Raw genomic sequence first — 17,949 nt, forward strand, 5'->3', positions numbered from 1 at the left:
GAAAGGAGAAATCAAATGGGACTATTATCAGGACTATTCCGTTCAAGAGATAAACCACAAAACAGACTACAAGGTAGTCAATATCGTTTTTTAGGTGGCATGACAACTAGTGGTAGTCGAGTAAACGAAAAGACGGCTATGCAGATGACTGCTGTGTACTCATGTGTGCGCATCTTGTCTGAAACATTAGCGAGTTTGCCACTCCATGTATTTGAACATACAGAGAATGGAACGGCTAAGGCAGTGAACCATTCGCTGTACACGGTGCTCCATGATGAACCGAACAAAGAAATGACCAGTTTTATCTTTCGAGAAACCTTAATGACTCATTTGTTGTTATGGGGGAATGCTTATGCACAGATTATTCGAAATGGTAAGGGAGAAGTCATTGCACTCTATCCACTCATGCCAGACAGAATGAAAGTAGACCGAGATGAACAAGGTCAGCTTTACTATGATTATACGGTGAATGACACAGATGCTAGTATTACTGGTGGTGGAATTGTTCGCTTACAACCAAGTGATGTGCTCCATATACCAGGACTAGGGTTTGATGGTTTAGTGGGATACAGTCCCATTGCGATGGCAAAAAATGCGATTGGGATGGCGATTGCGACTGAAGAATACGGTGCGAAGTTCTTTCAAAATGGAGCTACACCAAGTGGTATTTTGGAATATCCCGGTACCATTAAGAACCCTGAACAAGTCCGTGAAAGTTGGACTAGGGGATTTTCTGGTGGGAATAGCCATAAGATTGCGGTGCTTGAAGAAGGAATGAAGTACACACCGATTTCTATATCGCCAAACGAAGCACAGTTTTTAGAAACACGTAAATTTCAATTGAATGAGATAGCTCGAATTTTCAGAGTACCACCACACATGGTAGGTGACCTTGAAAAATAGAGCTTTTCTAATATTGAACAACAATCACTCGAGTTCGTGAAGTACACACTCGACCCATGGGTAAGTCGCTGGGAACAAGCTATCACAAGACGGTTACTCCGAGAAGATGAGAAGAAGAAATACTACGTGAAGTTTAACGTAGATGGGTTACTTCGTGGGGACTATCAAAGCCGTATGAGTGGGTATGCGACTGCACGTCAAAATGGATGGATGAGTGCCAATGATATTCGAGCACTTGAAAATTTAGACCTTATCTCTAAAGAAGATGGGGGAGATTTATATTTAATCAATGGCAATATGCTCCCACTAAAAGACGCTGGAGCATTCGCAAAGAAAGGAGAACACAATGAAGAAGTTTTGGAACTGGAAGACGATACAAAACAATAAAGACGAACCTGAACAGGTATTGTTTTTAAATGGCATGATTGCTGAAGAATCATGGTTTGATGATGACGTGACACCTAAGCAGTTCAAAAAAGAACTGGATAAGGTAGAGGGCAACATCACAGTTTGGATTAACTCACCTGGTGGAGATTGTATTGCGGCTGCACAAATCTACAATATGTTGATGGACCGTAAAGGAGATGTCATGATTCAAATTGATGGGATAGTAGCCAGTGCTGCGACAGTGATTGGGATGGCAGGTACAAGTGTCAAGATGAGTCCAGTCGCTATGTTTATGATTCATGATCCGATGATGAGTATTTTTGGCAACTCTAAAGAAATGGAACAAGCTATCTCTATTTTAAAAGAAGTAAAAGAATCCATTATTAATGCCTATGAAATTAAGACTGGGTTATCAAGGGCGAAAATTTCTAAATTGATGGAGTCAGAAACATGGATGAACGCACGAACTGCCATCAACTTAGGTTTCGCAGATGAGGTAATGAAACGAGATGATTTGTTAGATATGGAACAATCAGAAATGGTAGCACTGTATTCAACGCTCACACTTCAAAACACACTGTGTGATAAGATTCTAGCGAAGTGTCACATTCAACAACAAACATCTACAAGTCAAGGTGTAAAAGCAAATGACTTAATAGACAGACTAAATTTAATGAAAAACTGGAGGGACTAGCAATGTCAAAACTATTAGAAATGATTGAAAAACATAACGAGGCATGGAAAGGCGCAAAAGCCTTTGTGGATAGTAAGAAAGATAAAGACGACTTATTGTCTGAAGAAGATGCCAAAATTTATGATGAAATGGAGAAAAAGGTGAAACAATACTCTGCAGAAATTGAACGTCTGCAACGAGTAGAGGCAATGGAACAAGAACTTGCAAAACCAGTCAATACACCAATTGTCGCAAAACCAATGAAGATGGAAGCAACTCAAGAAGTAACACCAACTAAACAAGGCCGTGCCAAAGACGAGTATAAAACGGCTATGTTAAAAGCCATGCGTACACGCTTTAAACAAGTAGAAAATATTCTACAAGAAGGTGTCGATACGGATGTGGGTTATTTAGTACCAGAAGAATATGATAGTCGTTTAATTCAAACGCTTGAGAGTGAAAATATCATGCGTAGCTTGGCGACTGTCATTTCAACTTCTGGGGACCATAAAATTAACGTTGCCTCAACAAGCCCAGCAGCTGCTTGGATTGATGAAGGCGCACAGTTAACCTTTGGAGATGCAACGTTTAAACAAATCTTACTAGATGCACATAAATTACATGTAGCCATCAAAGTGACTGAAGAACTCTTGAATGACAGCGCCTTTAACTTAGAAAGCTATATTTTAGAACGCTTTGGTAAAGCATTGGCAAACGCAGAAGAAGATGCCTTCTTAAATGGTGACGGTACGAATAAACCACTTGGTATTTTTGCAAAAACTGGAGGAGGTACCTATTTACCAGAAACTGCGACCTTAAAATCAGACGATATGAATGATTTGGTCTACAAATTAGCACGTCCATATCGTAAGAATGCAGCGTTCATTATGAACGATAAGTTGATTGCCTCTATCCGTAAACTAAAAGATAACAATGGTGCGTACATTTGGCAACCAAGCTATCAAGACGGAGAGCCTGATCGCTTATTAGGGTATCCAACCTATACTTCGGCATTTGCACCAGAAGATAAGATTACTTTTGGCGATTTTAGTTACTACAACATCGGTGATCGTGGCACTCGTTCATTTAAAGAGTTAACAGAGTTGTTTGCAGGTAACGGTATGATTGGTTATGTCGCAAAAGAACGTGTGGACGGCAAGTTAATCTTACCAGAAGCTGTTCAAATCTTACCGATTAAGAAAGCTTAGTAGAAAGGAGTAAAGAGTATGCTTGTCAGACTAGATGAAATGAAACAATACTTACGAGTGGATTCGAGCGATGATGACATACTCTTACTCACTTTGTTAGAGAGTGCTGAAAAATTGTGTGTCCATGTTGCAAGGTTAGAGGAGAATGAGGTAGAAGTTTATCAAGAGGAATTAAAAACTGCTGTGTTATATACGGTTGCTTACTGGTATGAGAACCGTGAAGAGGCAGACCATCATACACTAACACTAACGTTACGTTCTTTACTGTTTGGGATTCGTAAGGAGGAGTTCTGATGAAGATTAGTTTATTCAATGAGCGGATTACGATATTACAATCTGAAACTAAAACAGATAAAATCGGCAATCATCTAAATGAATGGACGGAGTTTTATAGCTGTTTTGCGACTATCAGTAATGAAAACCCACAAGAGGTGACAGAGCATGGTGTTCGTTATGATAACAGTAAACTAGATTTTACGATTCGCTATTCTTCTGAAGTAGCGAACATTTCTTCTATAGGTTATCAAATTCAATTCAAGGAGGAGCTGTATGATATTTTAGGAATCGACCACTTGAATTATAAAAAGAAAGCTTTAAAACTCCATTGTCAGAGGGTGGAGAGATGAAGAAAATCGGAATAGATGGATTGAGTCAAGCTGTTATGGAAGAACTCACACAATATGCTAAGCACAGTACCAGAGATATTAAGACTATTGTGTCAGAAGTCGCTAAAGCGACTCGAGATGAAATTAGTGGTAACGCCCCAAGTAAGAGTGGAAAATACGCTAAGAGCTGGGCAGTTAAGAAAATGAGTGAGAATTCGACAAGTCTAAACGTTACGGTTCATTCTAAGAACCGATATCAACTGACACATTTACTAGAGTTTGGGCATGCGAAACGAAATGGTGGGCGAGTGGATGCAAGACCACATATCGCTAGTGCAGAAGAACATGCCGTTCAAATGATGGAAGAGAGAATTAAGGAGGTACTTAGTGATAGATAAGATTTTACAACTCATTCAAGAGATTGGTTTTCCTTTTGCTTATGACCATTTTGCAGAAGGAGAAAGTCCTAGTCCTCCTTTTTTGATTTATTTATTACCACAAAGCCATCACTTTGGTGCAGATGGCAAAGTCTATCATAAAATTGAAGAAGTCAGATTAGAACTCTACAGTGACAGAAAATCACTTGAATTAGAACAACAGGTAGAAACCGTGCTGGATACACATGGTATTTTTTATGCCAAATCAGAAGTTTGGATTGAGAGTGAAAAGCTCTACGAAGTGTTATATACATTTGAAATGGAGGTAAAAAATAATGGGAAATAAAGTCAAATATAATTTAAAAAATGTTCATGCAGCAAAATTAACACGAAACCAAGATGGAACATTTACCTATGCGGCACCTAAGGCAATACCAGGTGCAGTGAGTATTAGTTTAGATGCAGAAGGCGATTCTAGTCCGTTTTATGCGGATGGGATTGTGTATTTCCGTACGACAGCCAATAATGGATATAGTGGGGATTTAGAAATTGCCTTAATACCAGAATGGTTCAGAACCGAAATCTTAAAAGAAAAACTCGACCGAAACAATGTCCTAGTCGAAAAATCAGACACAACAGGTGCAGAGAAATTTGCCTTACTGTTTGAGTTTGACGGAGATGAAAAAGCAATCCGTCATGTTTTGTATAACTGTTCAACGTCACGTCCGTCACTTGAATCAGAAATAAAAGAAGATACGATTGAACCTGGTACAGAAAAATTATCTCTTACAGCCGATCCACGTCCAGATGGTTTGGTTAAGAGTCGTACAGGGGATACCACAACTGATACGGTTTATCAAAACTGGTATAAAAATGTTTATATTCCACAAGAACAAACCGCGAGTACACCGTCACGATAGGAGGATAGACAATGATTGAAAAAACAGTAATCGTCAATAACAAAGAAGTGAAGTTTAAATCCTCTGCGACCATTCCACGTTTGTATCGAATTAAGTTCAAACGTGATATTTTTAAAGACTTAGCCAAACTAGAAAAGTCCTTTAAGCAAGACTCGAACACGCTTGAGATTGAAGATTTAGAAATCTTTGAGAACGTTGCTTATATTATGGCGTGGCATGCGGATAAAAGTATTCCACCGACAATTGACGAATGGTTAGATGAGTTTGAAATGTTTAGCATTTATGAAATCCTACCAGAGATTTTAGAACTATGGGGTAGCAACTTACAAACGGATATTCAGTCTAAAAAAAACTTGAAAAAACAAGTCGTGAAATGACAACAGCCTTATTCTTATTAAGAAGTGTTGAAATTGGAATCTCGATTGGAGATTTGGATTTACTCACGATTGGTATGGTGTTAGATATGTGGACAGAAAAAGCCAATGATGATGTGAAATACCAAAAGGTAGCTGGTCAGAAGGAGTTTGATAGGTTTTAGTTCTTGTATATGTTAAAATAGTAGTTAGGTTTTTTAGTAAGAGGTAATACAATGAGCGATAAGAAACCAGAAGACTATCTTGTTGATAGTATCTTTGCAGCAAGAGAAATACCAAACGAGCTTGATAAACGAGGATATATGAATTATCAATATATAGAGCAGGAAGGGATTTATAAAATTTCTTGCGATTTTGAACAAGACTATCAGTCTATGAAAGAAATTGACTATATATTTGATCCTACCAAGACTTTGCGGCAAGTGAGGCTCTCAAAAAGTCCTACTAATAGATTTTACAATGATATTATTTTAAATAGAAACTGGAACACACAATACCCATATGGCCATAATAATGCTGTGCATAGAGGACATTATATTGCTAATAAGTTTAAAGAATATTTAGTTCAAAGTAAGCATTTAGACGAGCAGAAAGTGATAAATTTTTTTGGAAGAGGAAATGTAATTAATGTATATCCACAATCCGCTAATTCGAATTGTAATAGTGAAATGACTGGTCAATTAGTCTTTGAACAGAAAGTGTGGGAGTTTTTAGATAAGTCTGAATTGCATGAGGTATTTTATGAAATTGAGAATTTTATCGTAGAAGATAAAAAGTCTTTAGGGAGAAGAATTAAAGGACTTTTCATTAAAAATGGTAAACTCGATGGAGATATGGAGCATTTCCATGTATTCATTCCGAACATCTATGATGAAACGTCTAATATTCCAGAACCAGAAGTTGAAGATGAAACAATGAAATCTTAGCCATCAGAAAACTGATGGTTATTTTTATATCTATTTTTAAAGAAAGGAGGAATGGCTATGGCAAATAGAATCAAAGGAATTACAGTTGAGATTGGTGGCGATACGACTGGTTTAGATAAAGCCTTAAAAGGTGTAAACAACAATATCCGAAACACGCAGTCTGCTTTAAAAGATGTGAACCGTTTATTAAAATTGGATCCAACCAATGCTGAGTTACTGGCTCAAAAACAAAAGCTACTTCAAAGTGCTGTTAATGACACAAGTGACAAGTTGACTGCTTTAAAAGAGGCGGATAAACAAGCCAAAGTTCAACTTGAAAATGAAACGCTTGGACAAGATAAATATGATGCCTTACAACGAGAAATCATAGAAACTGAACAAGAACTTGAAAAGTTAAAAGAACAAGCTAAAAAAGTACCGAGTGCTTTGTCTGCGTCTATACAAGAAGTAGGCGACAAGATAAAAGGTGTTGGAGAGAAAACATCTGAAGTTGGCACAAAGATGACCACTCATCTGACAGCGCCCATTACGGCTCTTGGTGCTGCAAGTCTTGCGGCATTTAATGATGTCGATAAAGGTATGGACACGATTGTCACTAAAACTGGCTCAAGTGGTGCAGCTTTAGAAGATATGCAAAAGCGGATGGAAAACTTAGCTACATCCATTCCGACTGACTTTGAAACGGCAGGGGCTGCGATTGGGGAAGTAAATACTCGTTTTGGTTTAACGGGTGATGCTCTCGAAGATTTATCAGGGAAGTTCATCAAGTTTGCTCAGTTAAACAATGTAGATGTTTCGACTGCCATCGATAACACGCAAAAAGTCATCGCAGCCTTTGGACTAAAGGCAGAAGATGCGGGAGCGTTGCTGGATACGATGAATGCTGTTGGGCAACGCACTGGTATTAGTATGGATACCCTTGCTGCAAGTATGGTCACCAATTCTGGAGCACTTCAACAATTAGGATTTTCTGCAAGTGACGCGGCAAACTTTCTAGGAAATGTCGAGATGTCTGGGGCAGATACTTCGCAAGTCATGAGTGGATTAACGAAAGCCTTGGCAAATGCCACCGCAAAAGGGAAACCCATGAATGAGGCGCTAAAAGAAATTCAAGACAGTATGGTCAATGCCAAAAGTGACACGGAAGGCTTAAAAGCAGCCTACGAACTCTTTGGTAAAAAGGCTGGTGCAACCATTTACCAAGCCTGTAAAAACGGTTCTTTATCCTTTGCAGAACTAGGGACCTCTCTGAATGATAATTTAGGAAATGTCGAGAATACCTTTAATGAAACCTTAGACCTTATTGATAGTTTTCAAACGACACTAAACAGTTTAAAACTAGTTGGAGCAGATTTAGGAAATAGCCTCATGACGGTCTTATAACCTGTCTTAAAACAAGTGGCGAATGTATTACGTGACTTAAAAGATAAGTGGAATAGTTTGTCGCCAGGCATGCAACAAGCCATCGTAAAATTTGGACTGATTGCGGCAGCAGTTGGTCCTGTTTTAATCTTTGTCGGAAAACTTATCTCAGCAGTGGGAACAATTACGTCAGCTCTTGGTGGATTGATTGGGTTATTAGGTGGAACGGCTACTGGTACAACGGCTGTTGGGGTAGCTGGTGCTGGTAGTGCTGCTGGAACTACTGTAGCTGGAGTAGCCGCTGGTGGTGCAGCGACTGGTTTTGGAGCCTTGAACTTATCACTTCTTCCAATTATTGGCATTATCGCAGCCATTGTTGCGGCCATTGCTTTAATTGTTCTTGCCGTTAAAAACTGGGGAACGATTACGGAATGGTTTAAGGGGTTATGGGAAGGTATTTCTAGTTTCCTACAGACAACATGGCAAACCATTTCAGATTTCTTTCTGACTATTTGGAACGGTTTATCGACTGCATTTAGTACGATTTGGGAAACCATTAAAAATATTCTAACAGTAGCCTTGATGTTTATTGTTGAACTCATCACAGGCTATTTTAATTTGATTACCTTGCCATTTCGTTTTATTTGGGAGAACTGTCAAGAAGTTATTATGACGGTATGGAATACGATTAGTAACACCGTTAGTTCCGTACTAGGTACAATCGGTAACTTTATCAAGTCCGTTCTGACCGTTATTCAATGTATTTTTACGACTGTGTGGAATGCTATCAGCAATACCGTATCTACCGTTCTAGGTGTTTTATCTAATATTATCTCGACTGTTTTCAATACCATTAAGCAGGTCATCTCAACAATTTGGAATGCCATTGCTAGCACTATCGGTAATGTGATTAACTGCATTAAAAACACGGTTTCAAATGTATTTAATGCAGTGGCAAGTACGGTGAGTGGTATCTTTAATGGGATTAAAAATACAGCAACCACCATCTGGAATGGTATCAAACAAGCCATTGTAACACCAATCGAGGCTGCAAAAAATAAAGTGAAATCAGTGGTTGATGCCATTACTGGATTCTTCGGTAGCATTAGACTACAACTTCCACATATCAAGTTGCCACACTTTAGTATTCAAGGGAGTTTCTCGCTCCACCAAGTGTGCCACATTTAGCAATCGATTGGTATAAAGACGGTGGGATTATGACACGTCCGACACTCTTTGGCATGAATGGTAGTTCCTTAATGGCTGGTGGCGAGGCTGGAGCTGAAGCGATATTACCACTACGTGGTTTTTACAATCAGTTAAACAAGATGCTGGATGAAAAACTTAGCATGAACAATTTAGAACCTTACTTACAAATTATCGCAGATAACAGTAGTAAAGGGATTTATTTAGAAGACGGCACATTGGTAGGGAAACTACTTCCTGCCATTGATAATGGCTTGTCTCATTTAGCGATTAGGAGGGAGCGAGGACGATTGAATTAAGTATAGATGATGTGAGCTTATACCAACGTCATCAAATTGTACTGGAAGAATTTCATATTGGCATACCAGAACCACAACTAACACTAGTTGAAGTACCTGGTCGAAATGGAAAACTAGATATGAGTGAGGCGCTGACTGGATACACTACCTATCACAATCGTTCGATTGAACTGGTTCTTGGAATTGTGGGAGATGACGCTACATTAGAACAAAAGCGTCAGACACTAGGTTATCGTTTCTTTAACCGTGAAGTCAGACTCCATTTTTCTCATCTCAATGGCTACTTTAAAGGGCGATGTGTGATAACTGATGTAACACGAGAACATGGGCACTATGCCGTTAAAGTGCAGTGTGATTGTTATCCTTATCGTTTTTTAGATAAAGAGTTTCATCAAGAACGCACCCTATCCAGTACGTCTCAGTCCATGCTTTGCCTTTGTATGATGATGCCGTCTGTTCCAAAAATTGAAACGACAGGAAATGCAACGATTCAATTTAAAGGTTCTACTTATACCGTTCAAAAAGGGGTTCATACACTGCCTATTTTATTTAAAACTGGAAACAATGAACTGAAAGTCAGTGGCAGTGGTGTGATTAAAGTAACATTCAAACAGGGGGTGATTTAATGTACACAATCTATGTCGATGATGAAATGTTGTACCATCCACACTTTAGTGAGTATGCTGTGCTAGATGCCACACTTAAACTAGCTGTGAATGAGTCAGGAACACTGAAGTTTACCATTCCAAAAAGCAATCCAAGTTATGGTCGAACGAAACTCATGAAGTCCATCGTGACAGTTTATGATGAAGGTAAGCTTTTATTTCGTGGGAGACCTTATGCTCCAACACTTGATTTGTTTCAAAATGATACGATTGAATGCGAAGGAGAACTAGCCTTTTTTAATGATTCAATGCAAGAGCCCTTTAACTATTCTGTGGGAGATGTGGCGACTCTCTTTCGTACGATTATTGAAAAACACAATCAACAAGTTGAACCCACTAAGCAATTTCGAGTTGGGAATATTACCGTCAAAAATGATACGGAACAAGGCAATATCGTCCGTTCCAGTGACCAGCATTTATCCACTTGGAAAGTGCTAAAAGAGAAGTTCTTAGATTTACTTGGAGGCTTTTTATGGATTCGTCACGATGGGAATGTTGCTTATATTGATTATCTAGCAGAGTTAAACTTTATCAGTGACCAGTCAGTTGAACAGTGTGTGAATTTGATGGACGCCAAAAAAGAAATGACGAGTCATGAACTAGCGACTGTCATCTTACCAGTAGGGGCTAAAGTAAAAGACGCAGAAGGTAGAGATACGGATGAACGGTTAACACTTCAGAAAACCTACGGTTATAAAGAACTAAGAGATGAAGAAGGGATTAAACGTTATGGAATTATCAAAAAGATTGTGGTACATGATCATATCACCACCTCAGAACGTTTACTTCAAGCAGGTAAAAAAGACTTAGCACACGCCATGGGACTTGCGACAAAATATACTTTAACAGCAGCTGACCTCTCAAAAGCAGGGGTGGCTGTTTCTTCATTTTTACTAGGTACGATGATTCCTATTAAGATTCCTAATTTCAACTTGGAACAGAAAATGCTTGTACGTAGTTTGTCCCTAGACTTACTACACCCTGAAAAGAATATCCTCTCCATCGGGACTGAGTTCAAGTCTTATGTGGAGGATAACCTACGGAGTAAACAAACCCTTGAGACAACGTATCGTCATTTAGAAAAAGAAGTAAGAAGTGAAAGTGATCTTGCAGTTGTACGAGCTGTGCGAGAGGCGAACTCGAATATCAACCAATCGGCAAGTGAAATCAGACTGGAAGTATCGGACAGTTATTACAACAAAGAAAAATCCAATGAACTGTTAGAACAAGTTCGCTCCTTGATTACACAAACCGCTAATAGTATTGACTTTACTTTTAATCAATATAAAAAGGAACAAAATCAAATCAACGGAACAAACGCAGCACGCTTTGCGGAGATTACTAAGTATATTCGCTTTGTGGATGGAGATATTTTACTTGGTGAAACAGGAAATCCCATCACACTTCGCATTGAAAATGACCGCATGGTCTTTATGGAAAGTGGGGTAGACTCAGCTTACTGGCAAAACCGTAAGTTCTATGCGGTTGATGGTGAGTTTATTCATAGCTTGAAACTTGGGAAGTTTGCCTTTATCCCAAGGGAGTCAGGCAATTTAAGTTTTACAAAGGTGGTGAATTAAGATGTCAAACAGTGGATCGTTTAACACGAATGCCTATGAAAGTAGATATCTAACATTTGAATGGAATGTCGCTAGTCAGTCGATTGACCGTAACCAAACAACCATCAACTGGAGTTTAAAAGGAGCAGGGAGCAATCCAGGTATTTGGTATATGTCGGGAAACTTTAAAGTCGTCATTTATGGGTCAACAGTTTATAGCTCTGCGACACGTATCCAATTACAAACAGGCACAAGAGTCGCCAGTGGCACGTACACCTTTACTCACAGTAATGATGGTAGTCGGAGTTTTAGTGCGAGTGCTGAAGCAGGGATTTATTACTTTGCGGTCAATAGTCGAGGAAGTAGTTCATGGAGTTTACCGACTATCGCAAGAGCGACACAACCAACTACTAATAAAACGACGATGGCTTTTGGAGATAGTATTACGATCAATTTGCCAAGAGCAAGTTCAAACTTTACCCATACCATTCAAGCAGGAGCTGATGATAATGGGATTGCCTTTCAAAATATCGCAACTGGAGTAGGCACAAGTTATACCTGGACACTGCCTAAAAGTTGGGCAAATTATCTGCATAGTTCTAGTCAGAAACTACGCATACGAGCCTATACCTATTCTGGCGGGACACAGATTGGAGTAAAAGAAGTGAGTCCGTCTATCACAGTTACAGCAACTAGTGATATGAAACCAGTGGTGAGTTTGATGCTAACGGATGAAAACCGTTTTAAAGATACTTACGGTGGATTTGTCAAAGGGCAATCCAAAATCAAAGCGGTGGTAAGTGAACGATTATATGAGAAAACAAGAGTAGCCTCAAGGTCGCTTGTGTTAAATGGCGTGACCTATCAAACCAACTCGGCTGTATCAGAAGTTATTGGAAATACATCTCAAGTCATCACGGCATCTGTCACCGATACACGTGGGCAAACAGGAACCGTTAGTGAACGACCTACGGTGTTTGATTGGTATACCCCTAGAATTCCTACTCTTAAGATTTATAGGTGTACTCCAAGTGGCACAACAAGTGAAACAGGTACATCCGTAAAAGTTGAGTACACCTTGGACATTGCCAGTGTGAATAATAAAAATAAAAAGCAGTTTAGGATAGGCTACCGTAAACAAACAGAAACACAGTGGCATTATAAAGATATTTCAGTTACGTCTTATCACCAAAGTGGACATACCATATTGCCAACTGATGGGGAGAATACGTGGGATATTCGCTTAGAAGTGACAGACGCATTTACCACTTACACGTTAGAACAAAAAGTTGGCACGGTGTATGTTTTGATGGACTTTCATAAGTCTGGAAAAGGCATCGCATTAGGAAAGGTGGCGGAATATGAGAATTGCTTAGATATCAGTCCTAAGTGGAGTGTCAAAATCCAAGGCAAAACAATCGAGCAGATCGTCAAACAAGTCTTACTGTCTGCTTATCCAGTAGGTGCTCTTTATATTTCAACCAATCCAACGAATCCAGCTAGTTTACTTGGTGGTATTTGGGCACGGTTTGGACAAGGAAGAACACTTGTGGGGCTAGATGAACATCAAGGAGAGTTTAATGTAGCTGAAAAGCAAGGTGGGAGTAAAGATTTACCCTTACCACAAGTTGGAGGATTTGGGATAGGGAACCATCATGCCTACTTAGATCAAGGAAAATTAACGAATTACGGGTCTACTGGTCGTGGATGGGATAAGTTTGCAGGAAATGAAATCAAACCTGCGGTTAAGAAACCAAATGGTTATGACAAACTACAGCCGTACATAACAGTGTACATGTGGAAACGAACAGGATAAAGGAGGAAAAACAATGAAAGAATTATGGTCAATTAGCCAAGCGGTTATCACTGGACTCGGTGGATGGCTTGGTTTTTATTTAGGAGGAGTGGATGGTGTGTTAACAGCCTTAGTGTTATTTGTAGTGTCTGATTACCTAACAGGCATTATGTGTGCCGTTGTAGATAGACAGCTATCTAGCTCAGTAGGATTTAAAGGTATCTTTCGTAAGGTGCTGATTTTTGTGATGGTGGGTGTGGCCAATATTCTAGACACACAAATCATTGGAAACGGTAGTGTCATTCGTACAGCTGTCATTTTCTTTTATCTATCCAACGAAGGAATTAGTTTATTAGAAAACGCAGCGTATTTAGGCTTACCAATTCCAGAACAATTAAAACTAATTTTACAACAGCTACATGATCGTAGCGATAAAGGAGGAAATTAAGATGGTAGAAAAAATCAATGTAAACTTAATGAATGTTGGACGTTTAGCAAGTATCGACTTTGTGGTCATTCATAATGATGCAGGGAGTATGACACCTGAACAGTACATCAACTGGCTACGCAATCGAAATAAAGAACTAGGGATTGCCCATTATTACATTAATCGTCATACGATTGCGCGAGTAATTGATACCTATAATATTGGTTACCATACCGGTGAGTGGCATAGTAATACCCACTCTATTGGTTATGAAGTGTGCGAGGGTTTGAAAGTTGGAGATAAAGAATTTCTAGAAAATGAAGATATGACTTTGATGCAAGCAACAGAAGATTTACTGTTTTATGGCTTACCAATTAACCATCAAACCGTACGTTTGCATCATGAATTTACCCCAACGACCTGTCCACACCGTTCACTTGCACTTCACGGTGGCACGACACAGAGTGTAAAAGACTATTTTGTTTCTCGCATGAAGTACTTTGCGACATTAGGAAAAACAGTAGATGAGATGTTAGCGAAAAAAGGTGCTCCAACATCAACACCTAAACCGACAATTCAACCATCATCAAGCAAGAAGTCGATTGATGAAGTCGCACGAGAAGTGTTAAATGGTAAATGGGGAAATGGAGCCGAGCGCAAATCTGCGCTGGAGTCTGCAGGGTATTCTTACAGTCAAGTACAACAAAGAGTAAACGACCTTATTTATGGAACAATCCCGCAAACAAAATCGGTAGATGAAGTAGCAAAAGAGGTCATCAATGGTCAATGGGGGAATGGACAAGACCGTAGAAACAGACTCATGGGTGCAGGCTACAACTATGATGAAATTCAAAGACGAGTGAATGAGTTGTTGGGATAGTCTATAAAAAGTGATAAACAGGCTATAGTTTGTATCTTTCTTATTTAAGCACTGAGTTATATACTTTGAGTATAGATTAGAGGAAATCAGTCTATACTCATATTTTTATTTTTAATACACGAAAGACCTATCGTAGATGTAAAAATCTATGGTAGGTCTTTTTTTGTTTTAGGGGGTTCATTTTGAATAAAATTCTTTGCCTATAGATTTAGGAAGTTGGAGAAACTTTTAAAAAGTGGTACTCAAAACCAGTCCAAATGTCCTATCTCTACTAGGAGGTTAAAATTATGAACCATAATCAAAAAGAAGAAATTATAAAACTTAGAAAAAACGGTTTAGGGTATAAACGCATTTCAGTTATTACAGGAGTGTCACTTAATACCGTGAAATCTTATTGTAGACGCTGGAATGTAGAAAAAGAGACAAGTACAAATGATGAAGTCTGTTTATTGTGTCAAACTTCGTTGACTCAAACAAAAGGAAAGAAACCTAAAAAGTTTTGTAGTGATACGTGTCGTATGAAGTGGTGGAATACACATTTAAACAAAGTGAATAGAAAAGCCTACACAACGCATGAATGTCTAAATTGTAAAAAAGAGTTTCAGTCGTACGCTAATAAAAATAGAAAATACTGCAGTCACGAGTGTTACGTATCGCATCGCTTTGGAGGTGTGTATCATGACTAAAGAAGAGTTTATTCATGAGCTTATCTATCAAGTTACGATGATACAAGTGACAAAACTATTAAATGATGGCGTAATTACGAAGAAAGAATATGAAAAATTTCAACAAGAACTGATCGAAATGTATCAACCGATTTTAAGTAAATATATGGACGAAACACTTGATAAATAAAGCGTTTAGAGTGATATATAGTAGTACAAAAGGAGGAACATACAAATGAAACAAATAAGAAAAATCATTCAAATAAGACTACCAGAACAAAAGAAGTTAAAAGTTGCAGCCTATGCACGAGTATCGCATACTAGGTTACTACAATCTTTATCCAATCAAGTGAGTTATTACAATCAAATCATTGGAAAAAATCCTGAATGGGAATTTAAAGGAGTTTACGTAGATGAAGTCATTAGTGGCAGAAACGCAAGCAAGAGAAAAGAATATCAACGATTACTTAGTGATTGTCGAAAAGGCGAAGTTGATATAATTCTAACTAAATCCATCTCACGCTTTGGACGAAATACGGTAGAGTTACTTAAAACCATTCGTGAATTAAAGCAATTAAACATCAGCGTCCGATTCGAAAAAGAAAATATTGATACGCTTACGACTGATGGGGAGTTACTACTTACACTTTTATCGACGCTTGCTGAAGAAGAATCAAAGGCAATTAGCGAAAATATTAAGTGGAAAGTTAAAAAGCAGTTTGAACAAGGACTGCCCTACATTAAACAAGATATGTACGGATATCGATTCAAAGAAACAAAGTATGAAATAGAACCAAGAGAAGCAGAAGTTGTAAAACAAGTATACGCTTGGTACTTAGAAGGAGAACAACCAACATTTATCGCAAGAAAACTAAATGAACAAGGTATCAAAACAAGAAAAGGAAATCGATTTTCTAGAAGTATTATTCATAGAATTTTAGGACAAGAAGCCTATACTGGAACACTTGTCTTACAAAAAACGTATCATGTAGGGCACAAAGGACGTTCAGTTGAAAATAAAGGAGAGCGAACAAAGTACATTGTAGAAAATGCCCATGAGGCGATTATCTCAAGAGAAATGTTTGAAGAGGTGCAACAAGAGAAAGCAAGAAGAAGTTTACACAACAAGAAAAAGGAGGGGCGTCATGACTAAAAAGATTATTACGATAGAACCTGCAAAAATCTTACGATCATCAGAACTACCCAGTCTAAAGAAACGGAAAGTTGCAGGTTATGCAAGGGTATCAACCGACCGTGATGACCAAGCGTCTTCATACGAATCACAGATGAAATACTATACTGATTATATCGGTAGCCGTTCTGATTGGGAATTTGTCAAAATGTATTCTGATGAAGGGATTAGCGGAACGAATACTAAAAAACGTTTAGGATTTCAAGAAATGGTGGAAGATGCGTTAAATGGCAAAATTGATTTAATTCTAACAAAATCCGTCAGTCGATTTGCGAGAAATACGGTTGACTCCTTAACAACCGTTAGGAAACTAAAAGAAGTAGGTGTTGAGATTTACTTTGAAAAAGAAAATATATGGACACTCGATTCTAAAGGGGAATTACTTATAACCATCATGAGCTCCTTAGCACAAGAAGAAAGCCGTAGTATTTCAGAAAACATCAAATGGAGTAAACGAAAGATGGCGGCAGAAGGAGCAGTGAGTTTTGGCTATGCACATGTATTAGGTTTTAAAGTAGCTGAAAATGGCGGTTTTGATATTGACGAAGATGAGGCTAAAATAGTCAGATATATTTTTGGATTATTTCTTCAAGGAGAAAATCCGAATAGTATCGCAAGAATACTGACAGAAAAAGGAATACCCACACCAGCAGGTAAAAAATTATGGAGTTACTCAACTGTAAAAAGCATGTTGCAGAATGAAAAGTATAAAGGAGATGCCTTACTGCAGAAATCATTTACAGTAGACTACTTAACCAAGCAGAAAAAGAAGAATGAAGGAGAACTACCACAATACTATGTGGAAAACAACCATAGAGCTATTATTGATAAAGCAACCTTTGATTTAGTTCAACTAGAACTTCAAAAAACACATAATCGAAATAAAGTCAGTTTTTGTGGGAAAGTTATCTGTGGTTGTTGTGGCAATCCTTATGGCAGACATGTTTGGCATTCCAATAGTAAGCATAGACGACATATTTATAGATGTAATAAAAAATATAAAGGAGAACAAAAATGTGACAGTCCATCAGTAAGTGAAGAGGAAATACAAGGCTGGAGTGTTGAAGTGATAAACCAAGTTATCGGCAATAAAAATGATATCATTAACAACATGAAGTTACTGATAAAAATGCTTGAGAATACAGACAAGCTAACAGAAACTATCAAAAACTTAGAACGTGAGATGGCAGATATTGGGGAACAAGCAGAGAAGATGGTAGAGCGTAACGCTAAGGTTATCCAAAACCAAGAAATGTATCAAGCAGAGTATGATAGGTTAGTCACTAGGTACGAAGAATTACAAAGTCTACTTCTTGAGAAACAAAGTACCCTCCAACTCAAACGAAAGCAAAGTGCAGACGTGAAGCTGTTTGTCGATTTGTTAGCCAAACAAGAACACATGGTCACAGCATTTGATGAGAAACTGTTCAATACCTTAATTGAGAAGATGGTCATTTATAAAAATAAAAAAGTAGCAGTTCACTTCAAAAACGGTCAGGTTATCGAAATATAATCTGGCTGTTTTT

General features: G+C 38.3%; 22 protein-coding genes and 1 pseudogene. All 23 read left to right on the forward strand.

What is annotated here, in order from left to right; all coding sequences use genetic code 11:
* The first annotated feature begins 15 nt into the window (after positions 1 to 15).
* The 23 genes and pseudogenes from STRIC_RS04425 to STRIC_RS04515 all read left to right on the forward strand — a co-directional run bounded on the left by STRIC_RS04425 (position 16) and on the right by STRIC_RS04515 (position 17,936).
* Positions 16 to 1,290, forward strand: a pseudogene (locus tag STRIC_RS04425) (phage portal protein).
* A complete protein-coding gene (locus STRIC_RS04430; RefSeq protein ID WP_008088293.1) occupies positions 1,250 to 1,984 on the forward strand; it encodes a head maturation protease, ClpP-related in 735 nt (244 codons plus the stop codon). Before STRIC_RS04425 ends, STRIC_RS04430 begins: the two are co-directional and overlap by 41 nt.
* 2 nt (positions 1,985 to 1,986) lie before the next feature.
* Positions 1,987 to 3,171 (forward strand): phage major capsid protein, encoded by a 1,185-nt coding sequence (locus tag STRIC_RS04435; protein WP_008088064.1) that lies wholly within the window; start codon positions 1,987 to 1,989, stop codon positions 3,169 to 3,171.
* An 18-nt stretch (positions 3,172 to 3,189) separates the two neighbouring features.
* The gene (locus STRIC_RS04440) at positions 3,190 to 3,465 is read left to right on the forward strand and encodes a head-tail connector protein (protein ID WP_008088552.1); all 276 of its coding nucleotides are present in this window, start codon (positions 3,190 to 3,192) and stop codon (positions 3,463 to 3,465) included.
* On the forward strand, positions 3,465 to 3,797 hold the full coding sequence (locus tag STRIC_RS04445; RefSeq protein WP_008088197.1) for a phage head closure protein: 333 nt from the start codon (positions 3,465 to 3,467) through the stop codon (positions 3,795 to 3,797). Before STRIC_RS04440 ends, STRIC_RS04445 begins: the two co-directional genes overlap by 1 nt.
* Positions 3,794 to 4,174: an HK97 gp10 family phage protein gene (locus STRIC_RS04450; RefSeq protein WP_008088402.1), complete on the forward strand. Its 381-nt coding sequence runs from the start codon at positions 3,794 to 3,796 to the stop codon at positions 4,172 to 4,174. Before STRIC_RS04445 ends, STRIC_RS04450 begins: the two co-directional genes overlap by 4 nt.
* On the forward strand, positions 4,164 to 4,499 hold the full coding sequence (locus STRIC_RS04455) for a hypothetical protein (RefSeq protein WP_008088500.1): 336 nt from the start codon (positions 4,164 to 4,166) through the stop codon (positions 4,497 to 4,499). Before STRIC_RS04450 ends, STRIC_RS04455 begins: the two co-directional genes overlap by 11 nt.
* A complete protein-coding gene (locus STRIC_RS04460) occupies positions 4,489 to 5,073 on the forward strand; it encodes a major tail protein (protein WP_008088037.1) in 585 nt (194 codons plus the stop codon). Before STRIC_RS04455 ends, STRIC_RS04460 begins: the two co-directional genes overlap by 11 nt.
* Before the next feature lie 11 nt (positions 5,074 to 5,084).
* Positions 5,085 to 5,450 carry a hypothetical protein gene (locus STRIC_RS04465; RefSeq protein ID WP_008088557.1) on the forward strand — a complete coding sequence of 122 codons (366 nt, stop codon included), beginning with the start codon at positions 5,085 to 5,087 and terminating at the stop codon, positions 5,448 to 5,450.
* Positions 5,447 to 5,611 carry a hypothetical protein gene (locus STRIC_RS12395; protein WP_008088063.1) on the forward strand — a complete coding sequence of 55 codons (165 nt, stop codon included), beginning with the start codon at positions 5,447 to 5,449 and terminating at the stop codon, positions 5,609 to 5,611. Before STRIC_RS04465 ends, STRIC_RS12395 begins: the two co-directional genes overlap by 4 nt.
* A gap of 51 nt (positions 5,612 to 5,662) precedes the next feature.
* Positions 5,663 to 6,373, forward strand: a complete 711-nt coding sequence (locus STRIC_RS04470; protein WP_008088123.1) for a hypothetical protein — start codon at positions 5,663 to 5,665, stop codon at positions 6,371 to 6,373.
* 57 nt (positions 6,374 to 6,430) lie between these two features.
* Positions 6,431 to 7,756 (forward strand): phage tail tape measure protein, encoded by a 1,326-nt coding sequence (locus STRIC_RS12630; RefSeq protein WP_008088416.1) that lies wholly within the window; start codon positions 6,431 to 6,433, stop codon positions 7,754 to 7,756.
* A gap of 15 nt (positions 7,757 to 7,771) precedes the next feature.
* Positions 7,772 to 8,923, forward strand: coding sequence for a phage tail protein (locus STRIC_RS12635; RefSeq protein ID WP_008088624.1), 1,152 nt, complete (start codon positions 7,772 to 7,774; stop codon positions 8,921 to 8,923).
* A 29-nt stretch (positions 8,924 to 8,952) separates the two neighbouring features.
* Positions 8,953 to 9,240, forward strand: a complete 288-nt coding sequence (locus STRIC_RS12640; protein WP_008088032.1) for a hypothetical protein — start codon at positions 8,953 to 8,955, stop codon at positions 9,238 to 9,240.
* Positions 9,241 to 9,251: 11 nt separating this feature from the next.
* Positions 9,252 to 9,866, forward strand: a complete 615-nt coding sequence (locus STRIC_RS04480; RefSeq protein ID WP_040831959.1) for a hypothetical protein — start codon at positions 9,252 to 9,254, stop codon at positions 9,864 to 9,866.
* A complete protein-coding gene (locus STRIC_RS04485) occupies positions 9,866 to 11,485 on the forward strand; it encodes a phage tail protein (protein ID WP_008088547.1) in 1,620 nt (539 codons plus the stop codon). Before STRIC_RS04480 ends, STRIC_RS04485 begins: the two co-directional genes overlap by 1 nt.
* Before the next feature lies 1 nt (position 11,486).
* Entirely contained in the window at positions 11,487 to 13,280 is a 1,794-nt protein-coding gene (locus tag STRIC_RS04490) for a DUF859 family phage minor structural protein (RefSeq protein WP_008088562.1), read from the forward strand.
* A gap of 13 nt (positions 13,281 to 13,293) precedes the next feature.
* Positions 13,294 to 13,707, forward strand: a complete 414-nt coding sequence (locus tag STRIC_RS04495; RefSeq protein WP_008088057.1) for a phage holin family protein — start codon at positions 13,294 to 13,296, stop codon at positions 13,705 to 13,707.
* Between the two features lie 28 nt (positions 13,708 to 13,735).
* Positions 13,736 to 14,566, forward strand: a complete 831-nt coding sequence (locus tag STRIC_RS11555) for an N-acetylmuramoyl-L-alanine amidase (RefSeq protein WP_234944194.1) — start codon at positions 13,736 to 13,738, stop codon at positions 14,564 to 14,566.
* A 287-nt stretch (positions 14,567 to 14,853) separates the two neighbouring features.
* Positions 14,854 to 15,252, forward strand: coding sequence for a helix-turn-helix domain-containing protein (locus tag STRIC_RS04505; protein ID WP_040831962.1), 399 nt, complete (start codon positions 14,854 to 14,856; stop codon positions 15,250 to 15,252).
* Positions 15,245 to 15,421 (forward strand): SHOCT domain-containing protein, encoded by a 177-nt coding sequence (locus tag STRIC_RS12110; RefSeq protein WP_008088382.1) that lies wholly within the window; start codon positions 15,245 to 15,247, stop codon positions 15,419 to 15,421. The genes STRIC_RS04505 and STRIC_RS12110 overlap by 8 nt, the downstream gene beginning before the upstream one ends.
* A 45-nt stretch (positions 15,422 to 15,466) precedes the next feature.
* Complete coding sequence (locus tag STRIC_RS04510) at positions 15,467 to 16,384, forward strand: recombinase family protein (protein ID WP_008088496.1); 918 nt, start codon at positions 15,467 to 15,469, stop codon at positions 16,382 to 16,384.
* Positions 16,377 to 17,936, forward strand: a complete 1,560-nt coding sequence (locus tag STRIC_RS04515; RefSeq protein ID WP_008088049.1) for a recombinase family protein — start codon at positions 16,377 to 16,379, stop codon at positions 17,934 to 17,936. The genes STRIC_RS04510 and STRIC_RS04515 overlap by 8 nt, the downstream gene beginning before the upstream one ends.
* Positions 17,937 to 17,949: the final 13 nt, after the last annotated feature.

The organism is Streptococcus ictaluri 707-05, assembly GCF_000188015.2.
In the GTDB taxonomy this organism is placed as follows: Bacteria; Bacillota; Bacilli; order Lactobacillales; family Streptococcaceae; genus Streptococcus; species Streptococcus ictaluri.

Coding starts and splice junctions, on each gene's coding strand:
- STRIC_RS04470 (WP_008088123.1), top strand. CDS start 5,663: ATGAGCGATAAGAAACCAGAAGACTATCTTGTTGATAGTATCTTTGCA.
- STRIC_RS12395 (WP_008088063.1), top strand. CDS start 5,447: ATGACAACAGCCTTATTCTTATTAAGAAGTGTTGAAATTGGAATCTCG.
- STRIC_RS04430 (WP_008088293.1), top strand. CDS start 1,250: ATGAAGAAGTTTTGGAACTGGAAGACGATACAAAACAATAAAGACGAA.
- STRIC_RS12630 (WP_008088416.1), top strand. CDS start 6,431: ATGGCAAATAGAATCAAAGGAATTACAGTTGAGATTGGTGGCGATACG.
- STRIC_RS12640 (WP_008088032.1), top strand. CDS start 8,953: ATGACACGTCCGACACTCTTTGGCATGAATGGTAGTTCCTTAATGGCT.
- STRIC_RS04490 (WP_008088562.1), top strand. CDS start 11,487: ATGTCAAACAGTGGATCGTTTAACACGAATGCCTATGAAAGTAGATAT.
- STRIC_RS04485 (WP_008088547.1), top strand. CDS start 9,866: ATGTACACAATCTATGTCGATGATGAAATGTTGTACCATCCACACTTT.
- STRIC_RS04435 (WP_008088064.1), top strand. CDS start 1,987: ATGTCAAAACTATTAGAAATGATTGAAAAACATAACGAGGCATGGAAA.
- STRIC_RS04510 (WP_008088496.1), top strand. CDS start 15,467: ATGAAACAAATAAGAAAAATCATTCAAATAAGACTACCAGAACAAAAG.
- STRIC_RS04515 (WP_008088049.1), top strand. CDS start 16,377: ATGACTAAAAAGATTATTACGATAGAACCTGCAAAAATCTTACGATCA.
- STRIC_RS04450 (WP_008088402.1), top strand. CDS start 3,794: ATGAAGAAAATCGGAATAGATGGATTGAGTCAAGCTGTTATGGAAGAA.
- STRIC_RS11555 (WP_234944194.1), top strand. CDS start 13,736: ATGAATGTTGGACGTTTAGCAAGTATCGACTTTGTGGTCATTCATAAT.
- STRIC_RS12110 (WP_008088382.1), top strand. CDS start 15,245: ATGACTAAAGAAGAGTTTATTCATGAGCTTATCTATCAAGTTACGATG.
- STRIC_RS04465 (WP_008088557.1), top strand. CDS start 5,085: ATGATTGAAAAAACAGTAATCGTCAATAACAAAGAAGTGAAGTTTAAA.
- STRIC_RS04460 (WP_008088037.1), top strand. CDS start 4,489: ATGGGAAATAAAGTCAAATATAATTTAAAAAATGTTCATGCAGCAAAA.
- STRIC_RS04445 (WP_008088197.1), top strand. CDS start 3,465: ATGAAGATTAGTTTATTCAATGAGCGGATTACGATATTACAATCTGAA.
- STRIC_RS04440 (WP_008088552.1), top strand. CDS start 3,190: ATGCTTGTCAGACTAGATGAAATGAAACAATACTTACGAGTGGATTCG.
- STRIC_RS04495 (WP_008088057.1), top strand. CDS start 13,294: ATGAAAGAATTATGGTCAATTAGCCAAGCGGTTATCACTGGACTCGGT.
- STRIC_RS04505 (WP_040831962.1), top strand. CDS start 14,854: ATGAACCATAATCAAAAAGAAGAAATTATAAAACTTAGAAAAAACGGT.